18 protein-coding genes are annotated in these 17,991 nt (G+C 72.0%); 6 read left to right on the top strand and 12 right to left on the bottom strand.

Annotated elements, in window-relative coordinates:
- Window positions 1–38 precede the first annotated feature (38 nt).
- Window positions 39–1,346: an extracellular catalytic domain type 1 short-chain-length polyhydroxyalkanoate depolymerase gene (locus AC0T5L_RS23515; protein WP_476167654.1), complete on the bottom strand. Its 1,308-nt coding sequence runs from the start codon at window positions 1,344–1,346 to the stop codon at window positions 39–41.
- Between the two features lie 237 nt (window positions 1,347–1,583).
- Between AC0T5L_RS23515 and AC0T5L_RS23510 the strand changes: the two genes are divergently transcribed.
- Window positions 1,584–2,417: a 3-hydroxybutyrate dehydrogenase gene (locus AC0T5L_RS23510; RefSeq protein ID WP_476167653.1), complete on the top strand. Its 834-nt coding sequence runs from the start codon at window positions 1,584–1,586 to the stop codon at window positions 2,415–2,417.
- Window positions 2,402–4,438 (top strand): helix-turn-helix domain-containing protein, encoded by a 2,037-nt coding sequence (locus AC0T5L_RS23505; protein WP_476167652.1) that lies wholly within the window; start codon window positions 2,402–2,404, stop codon window positions 4,436–4,438. The genes AC0T5L_RS23510 and AC0T5L_RS23505 overlap by 16 nt, the downstream gene beginning before the upstream one ends.
- Here AC0T5L_RS23505 and AC0T5L_RS23500 read toward each other — a convergent pair.
- The 8 genes from AC0T5L_RS23500 to AC0T5L_RS23465 all read right to left on the bottom strand — a co-directional run bounded on the left by AC0T5L_RS23500 (window position 4,364) and on the right by AC0T5L_RS23465 (window position 11,566).
- A complete protein-coding gene (locus AC0T5L_RS23500) occupies window positions 4,364–5,299 on the bottom strand; it encodes an alpha/beta fold hydrolase (RefSeq protein WP_476167651.1) in 936 nt (311 codons plus the stop codon). The genes AC0T5L_RS23505 and AC0T5L_RS23500 overlap by 75 nt on opposite strands.
- Window positions 5,296–6,429 (bottom strand): branched-chain amino acid ABC transporter permease, encoded by a 1,134-nt coding sequence (locus AC0T5L_RS23495; RefSeq protein WP_476167650.1) that lies wholly within the window; start codon window positions 6,427–6,429, stop codon window positions 5,296–5,298. The genes AC0T5L_RS23500 and AC0T5L_RS23495 overlap by 4 nt, the downstream gene beginning before the upstream one ends.
- A complete protein-coding gene (locus AC0T5L_RS23490; RefSeq protein WP_476167649.1) occupies window positions 6,429–7,328 on the bottom strand; it encodes a branched-chain amino acid ABC transporter permease in 900 nt (299 codons plus the stop codon). The genes AC0T5L_RS23495 and AC0T5L_RS23490 overlap by 1 nt, the downstream gene beginning before the upstream one ends.
- Complete coding sequence (locus tag AC0T5L_RS23485) at window positions 7,325–8,074, bottom strand: ABC transporter ATP-binding protein (RefSeq protein ID WP_476167648.1); 750 nt, start codon at window positions 8,072–8,074, stop codon at window positions 7,325–7,327. Before AC0T5L_RS23485 ends, AC0T5L_RS23490 begins: the two co-directional genes overlap by 4 nt.
- Entirely contained in the window at window positions 8,071–8,901 is an 831-nt protein-coding gene (locus AC0T5L_RS23480) for an ABC transporter ATP-binding protein (protein ID WP_476167647.1), read from the bottom strand. The genes AC0T5L_RS23485 and AC0T5L_RS23480 overlap by 4 nt, the downstream gene beginning before the upstream one ends.
- 2 nt (window positions 8,902–8,903) lie before the next feature.
- Complete coding sequence (locus AC0T5L_RS23475) at window positions 8,904–10,079, bottom strand: substrate-binding domain-containing protein (RefSeq protein ID WP_476167646.1); 1,176 nt, start codon at window positions 10,077–10,079, stop codon at window positions 8,904–8,906.
- Between the two features lie 211 nt (window positions 10,080–10,290).
- Complete coding sequence (locus AC0T5L_RS23470) at window positions 10,291–10,695, bottom strand: VOC family protein (RefSeq protein ID WP_476167645.1); 405 nt, start codon at window positions 10,693–10,695, stop codon at window positions 10,291–10,293.
- A 4-nt stretch (window positions 10,696–10,699) separates the two neighbouring features.
- The gene (locus AC0T5L_RS23465) at window positions 10,700–11,566 is read right to left on the bottom strand and encodes an AraC family transcriptional regulator (protein WP_476167644.1); all 867 of its coding nucleotides are present in this window, start codon (window positions 11,564–11,566) and stop codon (window positions 10,700–10,702) included.
- A 234-nt stretch (window positions 11,567–11,800) separates the two neighbouring features.
- On the opposite strand from AC0T5L_RS23465, the gene AC0T5L_RS23460 reads away from it, so the two are divergent.
- The 3 genes from AC0T5L_RS23460 to AC0T5L_RS23450 all read left to right on the top strand — a co-directional run bounded on the left by AC0T5L_RS23460 (window position 11,801) and on the right by AC0T5L_RS23450 (window position 13,540).
- Window positions 11,801–12,022 (top strand): hypothetical protein, encoded by a 222-nt coding sequence (locus tag AC0T5L_RS23460; protein ID WP_476167643.1) that lies wholly within the window; start codon window positions 11,801–11,803, stop codon window positions 12,020–12,022.
- A gap of 9 nt (window positions 12,023–12,031) precedes the next feature.
- Window positions 12,032–12,610, top strand: a complete 579-nt coding sequence (locus AC0T5L_RS23455; RefSeq protein WP_476167642.1) for a VanZ family protein — start codon at window positions 12,032–12,034, stop codon at window positions 12,608–12,610.
- A gap of 99 nt (window positions 12,611–12,709) precedes the next feature.
- Window positions 12,710–13,540 (top strand): SDR family oxidoreductase, encoded by an 831-nt coding sequence (locus AC0T5L_RS23450; protein WP_476167641.1) that lies wholly within the window; start codon window positions 12,710–12,712, stop codon window positions 13,538–13,540.
- A gap of 9 nt (window positions 13,541–13,549) precedes the next feature.
- On the opposite strand, the gene AC0T5L_RS23445 is transcribed toward AC0T5L_RS23450, so the two are convergent.
- Window positions 13,550–15,424, bottom strand: a complete 1,875-nt coding sequence (locus tag AC0T5L_RS23445; RefSeq protein ID WP_476167640.1) for a PASTA domain-containing protein — start codon at window positions 15,422–15,424, stop codon at window positions 13,550–13,552.
- A 247-nt stretch (window positions 15,425–15,671) separates the two neighbouring features.
- Here AC0T5L_RS23445 and AC0T5L_RS23440 point away from each other — a divergent pair, with 247 nt between their 5' ends.
- Window positions 15,672–16,190, top strand: a complete 519-nt coding sequence (locus tag AC0T5L_RS23440) for a YbaK/EbsC family protein (RefSeq protein ID WP_476167639.1) — start codon at window positions 15,672–15,674, stop codon at window positions 16,188–16,190.
- Window positions 16,191–16,321: 131 nt separating this feature from the next.
- On the opposite strand, the gene AC0T5L_RS23435 is transcribed toward AC0T5L_RS23440, so the two are convergent.
- A complete protein-coding gene (locus tag AC0T5L_RS23435; protein ID WP_476167638.1) occupies window positions 16,322–16,456 on the bottom strand; it encodes a hypothetical protein in 135 nt (44 codons plus the stop codon).
- 96 nt (window positions 16,457–16,552) lie between these two features.
- Complete coding sequence (locus tag AC0T5L_RS23430; RefSeq protein ID WP_476167637.1) at window positions 16,553–17,986, bottom strand: aldehyde dehydrogenase family protein; 1,434 nt, start codon at window positions 17,984–17,986, stop codon at window positions 16,553–16,555.
- Window positions 17,987–17,991: the final 5 nt, after the last annotated feature.

Here is a 17,991-nt window from a genome sequence, read left to right as displayed (position 1 = left end):
GCGGTCGAGAGTGCCAGTAAGGGCAAGATCATCGCCGTCTAGCAGCCTTCGGGCGTGTGCTCCCAGTAACCCGGCGAGGTCTCGGTCAGCGACGCGGTGACGTAGACGTTCCACAGGCCGAGCGGGTCGTCCGAGCCGACTGCGTAGGTCCGTCCGAGACGCTGGACCGCACGGCCCTCCGACACGTGGGAGTAGTTGTCGTCGGTCACGCACACACCGGGTCCGGGATCCTCGGTCGGCGGGTCCGTGGGCTCTTCCGTGGGCGGGTCCGTGGGATCGGGTCCGGGCCCGCCGCTCCCGCCACCGATGCCCCAGAAGTCGACCGTGTACCCGGTCGAGCAGACGGTGGCCAGGAAGTAGGCTCCCGCCGCGCCGCAGCCGGTGGACGGGTCGACGGGGGCGCCGTGGCCCATGCCGGAGACCGTGTAGTGGGCGACGGACGCGTTGACGGCGTCACCTCCGTAGTACGCGGCGGTGGTGGAGCCGGGCAGCTGCTCGGTGGCATCGGGTCCGCCGGACAGCCCGTGGACGTTGGTCCACTGGCTCGTGTTGGCGTCGCCGTTGGCGGGGGCCACCGTGGTGTCCGAGGTGCCGTGCCAGACGGCGACGCGCGGCCAGGGGCCGCCCCATCCGGGGTTCTTGGCGCGTACGGCGTCGCCCCACTGCTGCGGGGTCTGCGTCTTTCCGGGGTTCATGCAGCTGAAGGCGTCGATCATGCCGCTCGCGCAGCCCACGGGGATCCCCGCGACGATGCCGCCCCCGGCGAACAGGTCGGGGTAGGCGGCGAGGAGCTCCCCGGCCATGGCGCCTCCCGCCGAGAGCCCGGAGGCGTACACCCGGCCGGTGTCCAGTCCGTGGGCGGACACGGTGTGCTCGACCATCGAGCGCACCGACCGGGCCTCACCGGAGTCGCGGGCGGTGTCGCCGCGCTCGAACCAGTTGAAGCAGCTGGTGGCGTTGTTGGCCTGCCTCTGTTCGGGGTAGACGAGGGCGAAGCCGTGTTCGTCGGCGTGTCCGGCCCATCCGGAGTGGTCGTGGTAGGCGGTCGCGTCCTGCGCGCAGCCGTGCAGCAGCACGACCAGGGGCGCGTCGGCGGGCAGCCCGTCGGGCACGTAGGTGTACATCGCCAGGTTGCCGGGGTTGGCGCCGAACGAGGACACGGGGGTGAGCGTGGCGGCCGAGGCGCGCGGGGCCGGGGCGATCAGCAGGGCGGCGACCATGGCGGCCACGGTGGCCAGGGCCGCTGTGAGTGAGAGGGCGGCCTGCCGCCGCTTGAGGAGCACCGCGCCGTAGGCGCCGGCTGAGGATGGCGGAGGGTGGTGGGCGGGCGACGCTGTGGAGTCCATGGGGGGTGCCTCCGAGAGGATTTTCGAACGGTGGGCGGGGTCCGACGAACCGTGGCTGGGAGCCTAGACCCGCCGTGACCGGTGCGACATGTCCACGTAACCCCGGTCACAGGGCCGCCACCGGTGGGAAACCCACAGTCCGGGCAGAACCCATGGGTGCCGGCCACATTCCCCCGGCCTGGGGTGTGTCCGTCACCCCTATCCCCCCTCCCGGGGGGGCACGCCTAGTTTGCTGCCATGACGACGCACGAGTTCCTGTCGGGCACGGCGCGGCAGGCCACCCAGTCCCCCGCCCCCGAAACCACGGGGGTCCCCCACACCACTCGGGTCGACCTCACGGGAAGGACCGCCCTGGTGACCGGGGCGGCCAGCGGCATCGGCAGGGCCTGCGCCCTGCGCCTGGCGGACGCCGGGGCCGGGGTTCGACTGGTCGACCTCGACGGGGAGGGGCTGAGCGCTCTGGCCGACCGGGGCGTCGGCGAGGCGGTGCAGCTGGACCTGACCGATCTCGACGCGGCCGAGGAGGCCGCCCGGGGCGTGGACATCGTGGTCAACAACGCGGGTGTCCAGACGGTCGCGCCCGTCCAGGACTTCCCTCCGGAGCGTTTCTCCCTCATCCTTCGTCTCATGGTCGAGTCGCCGTTCCGCGTGGTGCGCGGCGCCCTGCCCCACATGTACGAACGGGGGTGGGGCCGCGTCGTCAACATCTCCTCGGTGCACGGACTGCGCGCCTCGGCCTACAAATCGGCCTACGTGACCGCCAAGCACGGCCTGGAGGGCTTCTCGAAGGTGGTCGCCCTGGAGGGCGCCGCACACGGGGTGACCTCCAACTGTGTGAACCCCGGATACGTGCGCACGCCGCTGGTGGAGAGGCAGATCGCCGACCAGGCGGCGGCGCACGGCATCCCGGAGGAGCGCGTGGTCTCGGAGGTCCTGTTGGCCAGGACCCCGCTCAAGCGGCTGATCGAGCCCTCCGAGGTCGCCGAACTGGTCGCCTACCTGTGCGGTGAGGACGCGTCGTTCGTCAACGGCGCCTCCCTGCCCGTGGACGGAGCATGGAGCGCAAGCTGAACACCACCACTTCCGGCACCCCCGACCCCGGACCCGCGGTCCCCGCCCACGGCGTTCCGGGCGAGAACGGCCCGGCGGGCCCCGACGGCCAGGCGTTCTTCCTGGACCTTCTGCTGCGCGACGCCCCGGCCGTGGAGTACGAGCGTCCGGTGCTGCGCGCGCGGGCGCGCGGCGACGATCCGGACGCGGTGGCCGCCCTGGAGACCGCGAAACTGACGGCGCTGCGGGTCCGGTCGGTGATGCGCGACCGGCAGCGCCGCGAGTCGGAGCTGGGCGCGCTGTTCGAGACGGCCAACGACCTGGCGGGGATGCGCAGCCTGGACCAGGTGTTGCAGGCGATCGTGGAGCGGGCCCGCAACCTGCTGAGCACCGACGTCGCGTACCTGACGCTGAGCGACCCGGAGGCGGGCGGCACCTACATGCGGGTGACGTCGGGATCGGTCTCGGCGTCGTTCCAACAGCTGCGGCTGGCGTCGGGCAGAGGGCTGGGCGGCTTGGTGGCCACCACGGCCCTGCCGTACGTGACGGCCAACTACTTCACCGACCCGAGGTTCGTGCACGCGGAGAACATCGACCACGCGGTGCGCGAGGAGGGCCTGGTGGCCATCCTGGGCGTACCGCTGAAGATGAACGGGCGCGACGTGGGCGTGCTGTTCGCCGCGAACCGGCGCGAACGCCCCTTCGCGCACTCGGAGGTGGCGCTGTTGTCGTCGCTGGCCGCACACGCGGCCATCGCGATCGACAGCGCGAACCTGATCGACGACACGCGGCGTGCCCTGGACGAGCTGCACACCGTCAACGAGCGGTTGCAGCGGCACACGGCGTCGGTGGAGCGGTCGGCGGCGGCGCACGACAGGCTGACCGACCTGGTGCTGCGCGGCGGCGGGGTGCGTGAGGTCGCGGCGGCGGTGGCCGAGGTCCTGGGCGGCGCGGTGCTGATCCACGACGCGACCTCGGACGAGTCGGTGACCGCCAGTCCGCGGGGCGTGGTGGAGGGGGCCGCTCGGGGAGGTGCGCCGTGGGATTCGGGTGACGGGGCTCTGACCGACGCGGTGCGCTCGTCGCTGGTCAGCGGCCGTGCCGTACGGGCGGGACAGGCGTGGGTGGCGTCGGCTTCGACCGGGACCGAGCCTCTGGGAACGCTGGTGCTGCGCGGGGTGGAGCTGGACTCCACCGACCAGCGGGTACTGGAGCGGTCCGCGATGGTGACGGCGCTGCTGCTGCTCATCCGGCGTTCGGTGAGCGAGACCGAGCACCGGGTGCGCGGAGACCTGCTGGACGAGCTGCTCGAGGTGCCCGCGCGCGACCCGGTGTCGTTGCGGCAGCGGGCGTCGCTGCTGCACGCGGACCTGGACGGCCCGCACGTGCTGGTGGTCGCGGAGGCGCCGGGCGCGAACCCGGGGCGGTTGCGCTCGGCGGCGACCCATGTCGCCGAGACCACCGGGGGACTGGCCGGGAGCCGCTCGGGCCGCCTGGTGTTGGCGCTGCCCGGAACGGACCCGTCCCTGGTGGGGCGCCGGGTGGCCGACGAACTGTCGGCCGCGGCGAACGGCCCGGTGACGGCGGGGCTGGCCGGTCCGACGTCCGGCCCGGCGTCGTTTCGTGACGCGTTCGCCGAGGCGTCCCGGTGCCTCCAGACGCTGCGTGCGCTGGGCCGGGAGGGGGGCGTGGCCGCCACCGGGGACCTGGGGTTCTCGGGGTTGCTGCTGAGCCAGGACCGGGACGTGCCGGGGTTCGTGTCGGCGGCCCTGGGTCCGCTGCTGGAGTACGACGCCAAGCGGGGCACGCTCCTGGTGGAGACGCTGCGGGCCTACTTCTCGGCCGGGGGCAACCTGTCGCGCGCCAAGGAGGAGCTGCACATCCACGTGAACACGGTGGCGCAGCGCCTGGAGCGGATCAGCCAGCTGATCGGGGCGGACTGGCAGCGCCCCGGCCGGGCACTGGAGCTACAGCTCGCCCTGCACCTGCACGGACTGCTGGACAAGGGTGTGGACCTGGCGGGCGACCAGGACGGCGGTTGAGGAGAACAGCGGGCTGTAGTGGTTGTCGTCGGTGAGTTCGACGGTGACCAGGCCCTCGGGGAGGTCGGCCAGCCGCTCGGGTGTGTACAGCCCCGGGCTCTCGTCCATGAGGCCGCGTGCCGCCCACAGCATGCGGGCGGGGCAGGGCAGGCGGTGGACGGCACCGAGCGCGTCGGGGTCGGCGAGGACCTGTTCACCGTCCGCGCGCACGGCCTCCTCGTCGCAGGCCGAGCGCATGGCGGGCGGCTCTCCCGCTAGGTCGCGTAGGACGTAGTGGTCCGTCCAGGTGTTCCAGCGCCCCTCGAAGGCGGGATGGCGCCGCCAGAAGTCCCGGTAGTGGTCGGGACCCTCGAAGGTCGTGCGCAGGCGTGCCATGGCCGGGCCGAGCACGGCGTCGATGTCGGTTCCGGGAGGTACGGGGAGTCCGTGCCCGCCGTCCACCAGCAGCAGTCCGGACACCCGGTCGGGGTGGCGTACGGCGGCCAGGCAGGCGACGAACGCGCCCATGGAGTGGCCGACCAGGACGGTGCTGTGGATTCCGTGGCTGTCGAGTACGGCGATCATGTCGTCGGCGTGGGCGGCCAGGCCACGCGGACCGGCCAGATGCCCGCTGAGCCCGCGTCCGCGCAGGTCGGGTGCGATCAGCGGCGGCCCGCCGAGCCCGGACAGTTCGGCGGCGACTCGGGCGAAGGAGTGACCGTTGGCGGTGATGCCGTGGACGGCCAGGACCGGGGTCCCGGGTCCGTCGCCCCAGCGGGTGACGGCCAGGGCGTGTTCGACGGGTGCCGCACGCCCCGGCTCGCCTCCGGGGACGGGGACGGTGTACTCGTCCCCGTCCGTCCAGGAGGTGGTGTCGGTCATGTCCGTGCGTCCTTCCTGTTGCGCAGGGCCGATCGGACGCGTCCGGGGAGGGCGACGAGTCCGCCGGGGAAGAAGAACACCATCAGCACGAACAGCGCGCCGAGGATGAAAAGGGGCTGGGACAGCGGCGCGGCGATCCACGCGGGTAGCGCGGCGAAGGCGTCGGAGCCGCCCAGCTGGAGGAGGCGGTGGTCGGCGTAGGTGTACAGGACGGCGCCCAGCAGCGGGCCCCAGCGGGTGCCCGCTCCGCCCAGGGCCACCATCACCAGCAGGGTGAGGGTGAACTCGGCGGTGGTGATGGCGGGGGTGGCGCCTCCGGTGACCAACAGGTAGGCGACTCCGCCCAGGGAGGCCAGGCCGCCGCCGACGGTGAACGCCGCGAGCTTGTAGGGGTAGGGGTTGACGCCGAGGACGGCGACACGCTGCTCGTTGGCGCGGATGCCCTGCCAGACGCGGCCGACCGGGGAGGCGGTCAGCCACCAGACGACGCCGACGGCGGCCACGGCGTAGGCGACCGCCGCCCAGTACAGGTTGGCGGTGTTGGCCACGCCCACGAACGCGTCCGGGACCATGGCGGTGTTGAGGGACAGGCCCTCCTCACCACCGGTCAGGCGGCCCGGGTCCCGGGAGATGAGGATGGACCCGGCCTGGGCGAAGGCGAGGGTGACCATGGCCAGGGCTATGCCGTTGACGCGCAGTGAGACTGCGCCGAGAAGCAGGGACAGCAGGGTTCCGCCGACGACCGCGATCAGCGCCGACCACAGGAGCGGGAGTTCGACCACTCGCATGAGCAGCGCGGCGGTGTAGGCGCCACAGGCGAAGTAGAGGGCGTGGCCGAAGGAGAGCAGCCCCACCCGGCCGTAGAGCAGGTCGTAGCTGGTGGCCAGGCCGCCGAAGACCAGGCAGAACGCGAGCAGGTGCAGGGTGGGCGGACTGTTGAGGGCGCCTTCGAACAGCCCCGGTATCCGGAGTGTGGAGAAGGGCAGGGACAGCGCCACCGCCAGGACGGCGGCCGGGACCGCCCACGCGGGCAGGCGTCGGCGCCCGCGGACGACGCCCGTGACCGGCGGCGCGGCGCCGCCGCGTGCGCTGGGACCGGGGGCCTGGGCGGCCACGTCGGTGTCGGTCATCATGCCACCCTCTCCGCGGACTTCTTCGCGGTCAGACCGCCCTGCCTGGTGAGCAGCACGAGGGCCAGGACGATGACCACGGCGATGTCGCCGAGCCCGGCGACGGTGTAGTAGTTGGCGAACTGCTGGATGAGGCCGACCGCGACGGAGGCGACCGCGCAACCGGTGAGGGAGGCGGCCCCGCCGATCACCACGACGATGAACGCGAAGATCAGCAGGGACATCCCCTGCGTGGGGGTGACCACGCCGAAGTACAGGCCGCCCAGCGCCCCGGCCAGGGCCGCGGCGGCGCCGCCGATGGCGAACACCAGGGTGAAGGACCTGCGCACGTCGATGCCGAGAGCGGTGACCATGGCGCGGTCCTGTACTCCGGCGCGGACGATGAGCCCGTAGCGGGTGCGCGAGTTGAACAGCCACAGGGCGGCGAAAACGGCGACGGCGGCCAGAACGAGCAGGAAGCGGTCCTTGGGGATGTTCACGCCGAGGACGGCGGCGGTGCCGCTCACCAGTTCGGGCTTGGGGAAGGTGAGCGGGTCGGCGCCCCAGACGGCCTGGATGAGCGCGGGGACGGCCAGGCTCAGGCCGACCGTGGCGAGGATCTGCTCGCGGTGCCTGCCGTAGAGCGGGCGGATGACGCAGAGCTCGACCAGGGTGGCGGCCAGGGTGCCCGCGGCCACGCCGAAGGCGACGGCGACCAGGAAGCCGGGTCCGGCCGGCCCGGCCCCGGGCAGGTACCCGGCGGCCCACCAGGTTCCGTAGGCGCCGATGGCCAGGAAGGCACCGTGCGCGAAGTTGAGCACGTCCATCAGGCCGAAGATCAGGGAGAGCCCGGAGGCGATGAGGAAGTAGAGGGCGCCCAGGCCGAGCCCGGTGACGGTGAGGAGGATGACGGTGCTCACGCGGTCCGCCTCCCTTCGGTTCCGGAGGGGCCGGCGGCCGCGCGGGCCACGCCGAGGAGTTCGCGGGTTCGGTCGGCGTCGTCGAGCAGTTCCGGGGCGGGCCCGGTGTGGACCACGTGGCCCGCGTCGAGCACCACGGCCCGGTCGGCGACCCGGCGGACCAGGGACAGGTTCTGCTCCACGAGCAGCACCGGCACCTGTTCCGCGGCGAGGGCGACGGCGTCGGCGACCTCGCGGACGATACGGGGCGCGAGGCCCTTGGTGGGCTCGTCCACGATGAGGAGCCTGTTGTCGTTGAGCAGGGCCCGCCCGATGGCGAGCATCTGCTGCTGGCCGCCGGACAGGGTGCCCGCGGGCTGGTCTGCCCGCTTCCTGATCTCGGGGAACAGCTCGTGGACGAGGTCGTAGCGGGGCCTGCCGGGGTGGCGCTCGGCGATGCGCAGGTTCTCGGCGACTGTGAGGGCGGAGAAGATCCCGCGTTCCTCGGGCACGTAACCGATGCCTCTGGTGACGATGGCGTGTGTGGGGTGGGCGGTGATGTCCGCTCCGTCGAAATCCACCCGTCCGGTGCGCGGCACCAGTCCGAGCAGGGCTTTGACGGTGGTGGTCTTGCCGACGCCGTTGCGGCCCAGGAGAGCGGTGACGCCCCGGTCCGGCATGGCGAAGGACACCCCCTGGAGGATGTGCGACCCCTCGATCCACACGTGCAGGTCGGCCGCGTCCAGCAGCGGCTCCCCGGCGCTCACGCCCCGTCCCCGAGGTAGGCGGCCTGCACCTCGGGGGCGGCCATGGCCGAGTCCGGGTCGGTGAAGGCCAGCAGCGCGCCGTGGTGCATCACGGCCAGGCGTTCGGCCATGTCTAGGAGCACCTCCATGTGGTGTTCGACCATGAGGACGGTGCAGCCCTGTTCGCGGTGCACGTCCCTGATGACGGTGGTGAGCTCGCCGATCTCTCCCGCGCTGACCCCGGCCATGGGTTCGTCCAGGAGGATCAGGCGGGGCCGGCGGGCCAGGAGGAGGGCGAGTTCGAGCTTGCGCTTGTCGCCGTGGGACAGGTCGCCCGCTAGGGCGTCCGTCCGGTGGGAGAGGTGGACCAGGTCCAGGACGGCGGTGGCCTCGGCACCGCCGTCAGGGGTGGCCCCGCGCCAGAAACGGCGGGACTCGCCGGTGCGGGCCTGGACGGCCAGGCCGACGTTGGCGCCCACGGCGAGGTCGCCGAAGACACTGGAGGTCTGGAAGGTGCGGCCCATGCCGAGCCGGGCGCGGCGGTGCGGCGCGTACCGGGTGACGTCGGCACCGCCGAGTCGGACGCTGCCGCCGGTGGGCCGGGTCAGTCCGGATACCAGGTTGAACAGGGAGGTCTTGCCCGCGCCGTTGGGTCCGATGAGGGCGACGAACTCGCCCTCGTCCACGCGCATGGTGACGTCGTCGACGATGACGGCGCCGCCGACCGACCAGCTCAGGTGCTCCAGGGCCAGCCCCGGGACGGTACCGGGGGTACCGGTGCCGGGCGGGTCGGAGCCGGGTACGGCGGTCCCCGCGGTTTCGGTGGTTTCCGTGGTTTCGGAGGCCATGCCTACTCCGCGACCGCGGGCTCGACGTCGGCGGCCGGGATCTCCGCCACCAGCTCGGGCCGGGCGTCCTCACCCTCTCCGGCCAGCTTGACCTGGTACATGGGCTGGATGAGGGCGTGGTCCTCGGCACGGATGGTGAGTTCGCCCTTGACGCCGTCGAAGGTCCAGCCCTCCAGAGCTTCGACACGGTCCTGGACGCCGTCCCCGGAGGCGGCGGCGTGCACGACCATCTGGGCGGCGGTGAAGCCGTCGGGGGTGAAGAGGTCGACAGTGCCGCCGCCGGCCTCGACGGCCTCCTTCATGGTCTGGGCGGTCTCGGTGTCGGAGGCGCCGTCGAAGTAGTGGGAGAGGAAGGAGATGCGCCCGCCCGCCTCGCCGAATACCGGGTAGGACGGCTTGATGTCCAGGCCCGTGACGACCTCGGTGGAGTCGAGGATGCCTTGCTGGTCCAGGGCCTGCCACATGGCGGAGGCGGTCTCGCCCGCCCATGCGACGAAGACCAGGTCGGGGCCGGCCTGGCTGACCTGCTCGGCGAAGGGGGTGAGGTCGGTGGTGTCCGGCGGGGCCAGGACGCTGTCGACGGCGGCGCCCTCCCCTTCGAGGACCTCGGTGACGGCGTCGACGTTGTCCTGGCCGAAGGCGTTCTGCTGGGCGAACACCAGAACGTCCGCGCCGTCGGGGTCGTCCATGAAGGCGCCCGCGGTGAGGATGTCCTGGTAGGTCTGGCGGCCGGAACGGAAGGTGTTGCCGTTGATCCCTGTGACGGCGTCGGTGGCGGCGGGACCTGAGATGAAGAGGATCTCGTTCTGCTCGGCGAGCGGGGCGACCTGGACGGCGATACCGGAGGCGGTGGACCCGGCGATGATGTCGTGGCCGGTGCCGATGAGCTCGCGGGCGGCGGAGACCGCCTTGGTCGGATCGCCGGCATCGTCCATGTACTCGACCTCGACGGGGCGTCCGTCGATCTCCATGGTGCCGTCGGTGGCGTGGTCGATCCCGGCTTCGAAGCCCTGCTTGTACTGGTCACCGTAGCTGGCGAGGGGTCCGGTGGCGGAGTAGACGATACCTACCTTGACGGGTTCGTCCTCGCCTCCCCCGGCGGCCTCGCCGGGGCTTCCGCAGGCGGTCATGGCGAGGACGACCGCGCAGGGGGCGGCGGTCAGGGGGATCTTGCGCATTTCTCTCCTCCAGTCGGCACCCGTCTGTCCGACACAGCCGCCCGAGCTGGGGGATGGGTGCCAACCCGAAGGTAGAACCGGGGTGACCCGTTTCACATGTAGCGAGCACATACATTCGGTCCCGAATCGGTGTACCGGGAACCCACATGTGTCGTCGGGTCGGAACGGGGACGCCCGGCCCGCGCGGGCCGGGGCCGGGCGCCGCGGAGGTTCAGTCCGCCCGGAAGGGCTCACCCGGGTAGTCGCCGAACGACCACAGGTTGCCCTCCGGGTCGCGTACCGCGAACTCGCGGGCGCCGTAGTCGGTTCCCGCGAGTGGCCGGATAATGTCGGCTCCCCGGTCCAGGACGCGTTCGTACAGGGCGTCCGGGTCGGAGGTCACCGCGTAGCAGCCCATCGTGCCCGGCTCACGCGACCAGTCGCGACCGGGACGGTGGCTGCCGAGCATGACGCCGCCCGAGCCCTCGGGCCAGTTCAGCTGGGCGTGGTCGACGGTTCCGTCACCGTCGTACCTCGCTGAGAGGACGAGACCGAAGGTGTCGACGTAGTACTCGATCAGCGCTGGGGCGTCGGTTGCTTGCAGAGTCACCCAGACGGTCGGATTCGTAGTAGCCATGAACTCAGTCTGGGGAGTGCGCGTGACCGCCGTCTTGTATGTTTCGGAACTCCTCGTCCAGCCATGTTCCCGGCGGCACCCCGGTGAAGCGGGCGAACTCGTGGCTCAGGTGGGCCTGGTCGCTGTATCCGGTCTCCGTGGCGACGGCCGCCAGGTCGGCACGGCCGCTCAGCCGCGCCTCGTCGACGACACGTGTCTTGGCGTGCTCGAACCGCATCAGCATCGCCACGGTCTTGGGGGAGCGCCCGACCTCCCGGTGGAAGAGCGTGCCCAGGTGGCGCGGGCTCACCCCGACGGCGCGGGCGAGCGAATCCACCGGAACGCGGCCCCGGCTGCGCTCCAACAGGTGCCATGCGTGCGCCACCTCCGGGCGCGGACCGGCGGTGTCGTGGTCGCGGTAGCGCCGGAGCAGGTAGGAGGACACCAGGGTGAACACCTCACGCCAGCCGCTGGTGCGGGTCAGGCGGTCGTGTAGTTCGAGGGCTCGGTTTCCCAGCAGGTCGGCGCCGTCGAAGTCGCTCACGCTGAGTTCGGCGCTGGGCGCCCCGAAGAGCGAGCGGGAGGCCAGGGGATGCACCGCGAGCTGCACACCGGCCTGGCCGGGGCGCTGGCGGACGTGGCTTGCCCGCACGTGCAGGCCGCCCAGGACCAGGGGGTTCGGGCGAGCGTGGGCCAGTCCCTCGGCGGTGTCCGCGGCCTCGACGCCCTCGTCCAGGGCCACGATGAACGTCAGCGAAGACGACGGAAGGCCTCGGTGCGGAGTCTCGGGCACGTCCAGGCCCCGGTAGCCGACCATCGAGACGGCTCCCGGTGCGCTGTGCGGCGGGGCGACGGCGAAATCCCAACGCGGGGCCTGTTCCTGCCTGTCCACACCAACGAAGCTAGCACACGGTTTCGGAGTGGATCCGGTGGTCAAAGGCCTGTGACCAGTGGCCTTCCGCTGGGTCCGCGGGGATGCCGAGCCAGAGGTCCGTCGCGCGCGGTCGCGGCTCCGCTCCCGCGCACCGTCAGGTGTCGCCCGCGCCGTTGCACCGCCGCCGACACGGGTACGGCTAGTGCGACCGGTTTCCGCGTCGACAAATCCTCATGGAGGTTCGGACAGTTGATGGAAAAACCAGAGAAGAAGAAGCTCGCCCACCTCGGTTTCGCGTTCCTGGTCAGCGCTTCCGTCCTGCTGGGCGTATACCTCCCCCTCGCCTGGTCCGGGCTCGCCGGCTACGCCGTGGCCGGTGTCGTCCTGGTGGCGTGGGCCGCCTACGCGGGCCGTCTCCACCAGGAGCACAGGGAGGCGTCCTCGGCCCTGACGGAGCGGCCCCCCGGGCCGTAGGTTGCCCCCATGTGGTTCTCAACGGTGACCAACCTGATCAGTGACGCGGCCGCGCTCTCCCCCGTGGCCGCGGCCTTGGCCGCCGTCATCTCCGGGGTCCGGATACTCCGCGGCCGACCGTGGAGGAGGGCCGTCCTCAACAGCGTGTTCGACACCCTGGCCCTGTGCGCGCTCGCGCCCGTCGTCGTCCTCACCCTGGTGAACCCGGGCGGCGGCGGGGAGGACATCGTGCTCGTGCCCTTCTCCGACATGGGGCAGTCGGGACTCGGCATGACCGGGCTCTACCAGAACTTCGGCAACATCGCCCTGTTCGTTCCGCTCGGAGCACTGCTGCCACTGGCCCTGGAGCGGAGACTGGCAGGTTTCCCCAGGGTCCTGGCCACGGCGGGAACGGTGTCGGTCACCGTGGAGGTGCTCCAGTACTTCCTCGGACGCACCGCCTCGGTGGACGACGTGATCCTCAACTGCTCCGGCGCACTCGCGGGGGCGGCGCTGACCTGGCTCTGGTGGCGTGAGCGGTCCGGACGCCAGCTCCGCGACCGTTCGACTGCCTCCGGTGGCGGCGAGGACTCCCCCGCACCGACTTGACCTCAACATTAGTTGAGGAAAGAGCATGGCTCCCGAGCACCAGGGAGGTGCCCGCCCGGACGTTGGGAGCCGGGCCCGTACTACGACAGGAGAAGAACCATGACAGAGCCGATCCTGGTTACCGGGGCCACGGGGAACACCGGACGCCACGTGGTGGCGGGGCTGCTCGCCGAGGGGGTCCCCGTGCGGGCGCTCGCCCGGAAGCCGGAGAGGGCCCGGCTGCCCGAGGGGGTGGAGGTCGTCAGAGGCGACATCACCGACCCCGAGGCCGTGGCGGCGGCCGCCGAGGGCACCGCCGGGGCGTACCTGCTCTGGCCTGGTTTCGGTACCGACGGGATCAGGGAGACCGTGGCGGCCCTCACCCGACATGTGCCGCGGGTCGTGTACTTCTCGGCGGTGGCGGGGAAGGACCCCGAAAGCGTGTGGGGACAGGTGGAGACCGCGGTGCGCGACTCCGGCCGGGAGTGGACCTTCCTGCGTATCACCGGCCTGGCCACGAACACGCTGGTCTGGGCCGACCAGGTCCGCGCGGGCACGGTCCGCGCCCCGTTCGGCGGGGCCTCGCGTTCCCTGGTCCACGAGCGGGACGTCGCGGCGGTCGCCGTGCGGGCCCTGCTGGACGGGTCGCACGCGGGCAGGATCTACACGGTCACCGGCCCCGAGTCACTGCCCCAGGCCGACCAGATCCGCGTCATCAGTGAGGAGACCGGCCTGCCGGTGCACTGGGAGGAACAGCCCGAGGAGGAGGCGCGCGCCGAGATCGCCGAGACCATGGGCGCCGTCTACGCGACCGACGGGATGGCCTACTGGGCCTCCCTCGTCGACACCCCGGAACCGGTCTTCGACCACGTGCGGGAGGTCACCGGCCGGCCGGCGCTGACCTTCCGCGAGTGGGCGCGCGAGCGCTCCGGGGACTTCACCGGGCGCTGACCCCGCGGGTCAGCAGGAGCCCTTGTCCTCCCAGACTCCCCACTCGCCGCTGTCGACCGGCGACACCCCCTGGTGCCACCAGCGCGCCTCGTACACGCGGCCCCGGTACTGGACCTGGTCGCCCCGGTCGTAGGTGGTGACCGGGTCCCACTCCGGCGCGTCGCAGGGGCTGTCGGACTCCCCGCCCCGGTCGCCGCGGCCACCGCCGTTGCCGTTGCCGCGGTCTCCCCTGTCACCCCGGCCGTCGTCGCCGTCGTCCTCGTCCTCGGAGGAGGAGTCGGCGGCGTCGGCGGTGTCCTCGTCCGGCTCCTCCTCTTCTTCCTCCTCCTCGTCCTCTTCCTCCTCCGGGTCCGGGCCGGTGGACACGGTGATGGCGACGGTGCCCTCCTCGGGCAGGATCGTGCCGGGCTCGGGGGCCTGCCCGATCACCTCGCCGACGGACACGGTCTCGTGGTGTTCCTCGACGACCTCCCACGTGAGCCCGAGCCCGGTCAGGGCGGCGACGACGTCCTCCTGAGCCATTCCGACCAGGTCGGGGACGATGACGCCCTCGCTCACGTGAAGGACCACCGGCTCCTCGCGGTCGCCGCGCGCGCCCGTCGCGGGTTCCGTGGACAGCACGGTGCCCGGCGGCTCGTCGGCGGAGTGCTCCTGGACGACTTCGATGTCGGTGAAACCGGACTCGCGCAGCACGTTGCGCGCGTCGTTCTCGGTCTCGCCAACCACGTCGGGGACCTCGGCGAACTGCGAACCGGCGGAGACCCACAGCATGACCTCGGCGCCCTGCTTCACGGTGCTGCCCGCGGAGGGTGTGCTGTCGGTGATCGATCCGGGGTCGACGGCGTCGCTGTAGGTCTCCTCGAACCGCACCCGCAGATCCAGGTCGAGCGCGGCCAAGCGCTCCTCGGCCTCCTCGGTGGTGGTGCCCACGACGTCGGGCAGTTCGGCGCCGCTGTCCGGGACCAGTGCCCAGCCGGCGGCGAACAGCACCAGGACCAACACGCCCGCGCCGACGAGCACGGGAACGCGCCGCCACGACGGGGCCGGCGCGCCTCGGTCCTCCCGGTCCTCCTCCGGTGCGTCGGTGACGACCGGGATCGGCCGGGTGTCGTCGGCGGCGGGGCCGGAGCGGGAGTGGGGGAGCGACCGCAGCACCTGTTCGACGACGGTGAGGTACTGGCCCGCGTCACGGGGACGGTAGCGCGGGTTGGGGTCGGTGGCGTTGGCGACCAGCATGTCCAGGTCGGACGGCAGGCCGGGGATGACGGACGAGGGCCGCAGCTGGTCGGTGTCCGGACCGACGGACACACCGGTCATCAGCGTGTGGAGGAGCCGCCCGACGGCGTGCACGTCGGTGCGGGTCTCCGGTCCGGCGTCCTCCTCGGCGTCGAAGAGCAGGGGGAAGCCGGTGACACGCGCCCCGCCCTCACCGTCCACCACGACCTTGTCCAGGCCCAGGTCTCCGTGCACGAGGCCCGACCCGTGGGTGACGTCAAGGACGGTGAGCACACCGGCCACGATGGTCAGGGCCGCGTGGGGCGGGTAGCGGAGCTCACCGCCGCTCAGAGCGTCGGCGAGGGTCTCTCCCGACAGGTACTCGGTGACGGCGTACACGTGGTCGCCGTCCCGCCCGTGGCCGAGGGTCCGCGCGAGTCCCGGGTGGGAGATTCCCTCCAGGGTCTGGGCCCGCTCCAGGAACGCGTGCACGGCGCCGTGGTCGTGCACCAGCCATGAGTGCAGGACCGTGACCATGACGGTCCGGTCGGCGCCCAGGTCGTGCGCGACATGGACGGTTCCTGAGGCACAGCTGCGGAGGCGCTTGCCGAGGATGTAGCGCTCGTGCAGCGTGATACCGAAGAGAGGATCGGGAGCGGGGGTCTCCATGCGACGGATTCTATGTCCCAGATTCCTCGCATATCGCCCTTTATCAGACCGGTTGCGGCCAAGGGACGGCCAGTGGTGCCGGGCCTTCCTCTCGAAACGAATGACGACCACGTGGTCTGGGCCCTGACCGGCTCCGCCGGGCAGTGGTCAGGGGAGCGCTAACCTGGCCGTGGATCCTCCTCGACGGCCTTTCCGCGGGAGCGGGTTCCGACGGTCTCCGATCTTCTCGACGACATTGAGGTGTGCCATGTCCGACGAACTGCACTGGGTGAGGGCGGACCAGCGTCCGGAGCTGCTGGCCTCTCCGGTCCTGGCCACGGTGCGAGGGCTCGACGACGCACGGGTGGCGGAGATCGACCCGGACCTCGCGGACACCGCGGAGTTCTGTGAGCGGTACGGGATGCCTCTGGAGACCAGCGCGAACTGCGTGGTGGTCGCCGCCAAGCGCGGCGGCGAGGTGTCCTACGCGGCGTGCATGGTGCTGGCGACCCAGCGCGCCGACGTCAACGGGACCGTCCGCCGCCGGCTGGGCGCACGCAAGACCTCGTTCGCGCCCATGGACGAGGCCACCGGGCTGACCGGCATGGAGTACGGCGGCATCACGCCGTTCGGCCTGCCGGGGGGATGGCCCGTCCTGGTGGACGAGGCCGTCGCCGACGGGACCGGGATGATCGTGGGCAGCGGCCTGCGCCGCTCCAAGCTCCTGGTGCCCGGCAAGCTGCTCGCCGACCTCCCGAACGCCCAGGTCCTGTCGCTCACCAGATAGCGGCGGCCGGGAGGCGCCGGTGCCCGGCCGTGCGGTTCCCACCGCTTGTCGACACGTCGACCTGCGGACTCGTCGCCATGTCGGCGCGCATGTCGACACGGCGACGAGTCGTCACGGTCCCGGACGCCCCGTCAGAGGGTGTCCCCGACCCCCGGCGCCCACGCGGACTCGGTCAGGACCGTGTACTGGTTCACCTGCGGCAGGTCCTCGTCCGGGACGGAGTCCGACTCCACCGCGACCGTCTCGTGGTAGAGCGGCACGCCCATGATCCGCCGCTCCAGGACGTATCCGTCCGCGGCCCGGGCCGCGGACGGATACGGTTTCGGCGCGCGGTCCCCGCCCCGCGCGCCGCACCAGTCCGGTCAGGCCAGATTGGTCCACACACTCTTGACCTGGGTGAATGCCTCGATCGCCGACCATCCCATCTCCCTGCCGAGCCCGGAGGCCTTCATGCCTCCCCAGGCCGCGGCGGCGTCCAGGGCCGGCGGCATGTTGATCCACACGGTTCCCGCCCGGACCCGTGCGGCGAGCCGGTTGGCGACGCCGATGTCGCGGGACCAGATGACGGCGGCGAGCCCGTAGTCGGTGTCGTTGGCCCGGGCGACCAGTTCGTCGGGATCGTCGTAGGGCAGGACCGACAGGACCGGGCCGAAGACCTCCTCCCGCGCGATGCGCATGTCGTCGGTGACCCCGGAGAAAACGGCGGGACGGACGAAGTATCCGGTGTCGCCGTCCAGCGGGGCGCGCTCGTGCAGGTGGCCGCCCTCCTCCTGGCCGATCCGCACGTAGCGTTCGGCCTGGTCGCGCTGCTCCGCGGAGACCAGCGGGCCCATCTGGGTGTCCTCCGCCAGGCCGTGGCCCAGCTTCATGGCGGCGGCACCCGCGGCGAGCTTCTCGGCGAACTCGTCATGGCGGGCGGAGTCGACGTAGAAGCGGGTGTAGGCGGCGCACACCTGGCCGGAGTTGAGCAGGCCGCCCATGAGGTTGCCCGCGACGGCGGCGTCGATGTCGGCGTCGGAGGTGATGATCGAAGGGGCCTTGCCGCCCAGTTCGAGGGAGGCGTGCTTGAGTTCGCGCCCGGCCTGGGCGGCGATCTCGCGGCCGACCCCGGTGGAACCGGTGAACGATACCTTGGCGACCCTCGGGTGGCGGACCAGCGCCCTTCCGACCTCGGGGCCTCCGGTGACCACGTTGACGACGCCGTCGGGGATACCCGCCTCCCTGACCAGTCCGGCCAGGCGCAGGGTGGTGAGCGGGGTCTGTTCCGCCGGCTTGACCACCACGGTGTTGCCGGTGGCCAGGGCGGGGGCGAGCTTCCACACCAGGATCATCAGCGGGAAGTTCCACGGGGTGATGAGCGCGCACACACCGAGCGGTTCGCGACGCGTGCGGTAGTCCACGTCCGGGACGGACAGTGGCGCGGTGACGCCGGTGATCTTGGTGACCCAGCCCGCGTAGTAGCGCAGATGCTCCACCGCGTTGGGGACGGCGAACCCGGAGCTGACGGCGAGGGGCTGCCCCTGGTCGGTCGTCTCCATGCGGGCGAACGCGTCGGCGTCGGCTTCCAGGAGGTCGGCGAGGCGAAGCATGAGCCTGGCCCGCTCGGCGGGGAGCATGCCCGCCCACGCGGCCGACCCGAACGCGCGGAAGGCGGCGTCCACCGCCGCGTCCACGTCGGCCCCGGCGGCCTCCGGCACGTGGGCGATGGTCTCGCCGGTGGCCGGATCCAGTGTGGGGAGGGAGCCGCCGCCGGTTCCGGTGGTCCACTCTCCGTCGATCAGCATGTCGGTCCTCATCGGAA

This window comes from Nocardiopsis sp. TRM 82005 (assembly GCF_056312425.1).
This window is presented reverse-complemented; position numbering and strand designations above follow the sequence as displayed.

What these genes read in the sequence shown, in the direction of transcription:
- AC0T5L_RS23515 (WP_476167654.1), bottom strand. Translation starts at nt 1,346, where the DNA reads ATGGACTCCACAGCGTCGCCCGCCCACCACCCTCCGCCATCCTCAGCC.
- AC0T5L_RS23510 (WP_476167653.1), top strand. Translation starts at nt 1,584, where the DNA reads ATGACGACGCACGAGTTCCTGTCGGGCACGGCGCGGCAGGCCACCCAG.
- AC0T5L_RS23505 (WP_476167652.1), top strand. Translation starts at nt 2,402, where the DNA reads ATGGAGCGCAAGCTGAACACCACCACTTCCGGCACCCCCGACCCCGGA.
- AC0T5L_RS23500 (WP_476167651.1), bottom strand. Translation starts at nt 5,299, where the DNA reads ATGACCGACACCACCTCCTGGACGGACGGGGACGAGTACACCGTCCCC.
- AC0T5L_RS23495 (WP_476167650.1), bottom strand. Translation starts at nt 6,429, where the DNA reads ATGACCGACACCGACGTGGCCGCCCAGGCCCCCGGTCCCAGCGCACGC.
- AC0T5L_RS23480 (WP_476167647.1), bottom strand. Translation starts at nt 8,901, where the DNA reads ATGGCCTCCGAAACCACGGAAACCACCGAAACCGCGGGGACCGCCGTA.
- AC0T5L_RS23475 (WP_476167646.1), bottom strand. Translation starts at nt 10,079, where the DNA reads ATGCGCAAGATCCCCCTGACCGCCGCCCCCTGCGCGGTCGTCCTCGCC.
- AC0T5L_RS23470 (WP_476167645.1), bottom strand. Translation starts at nt 10,695, where the DNA reads ATGGCTACTACGAATCCGACCGTCTGGGTGACTCTGCAAGCAACCGAC.
- AC0T5L_RS23460 (WP_476167643.1), top strand. Translation starts at nt 11,801, where the DNA reads ATGGAAAAACCAGAGAAGAAGAAGCTCGCCCACCTCGGTTTCGCGTTC.
- AC0T5L_RS23455 (WP_476167642.1), top strand. Translation starts at nt 12,032, where the DNA reads ATGTGGTTCTCAACGGTGACCAACCTGATCAGTGACGCGGCCGCGCTC.
- AC0T5L_RS23450 (WP_476167641.1), top strand. Translation starts at nt 12,710, where the DNA reads ATGACAGAGCCGATCCTGGTTACCGGGGCCACGGGGAACACCGGACGC.
- AC0T5L_RS23445 (WP_476167640.1), bottom strand. Translation starts at nt 15,424, where the DNA reads ATGGAGACCCCCGCTCCCGATCCTCTCTTCGGTATCACGCTGCACGAG.
- AC0T5L_RS23440 (WP_476167639.1), top strand. Translation starts at nt 15,672, where the DNA reads ATGTCCGACGAACTGCACTGGGTGAGGGCGGACCAGCGTCCGGAGCTG.
- AC0T5L_RS23435 (WP_476167638.1), bottom strand. Translation starts at nt 16,456, where the DNA reads ATGGGCGTGCCGCTCTACCACGAGACGGTCGCGGTGGAGTCGGACTCC.
- AC0T5L_RS23430 (WP_476167637.1), bottom strand. Translation starts at nt 17,986, where the DNA reads ATGAGGACCGACATGCTGATCGACGGAGAGTGGACCACCGGAACCGGC.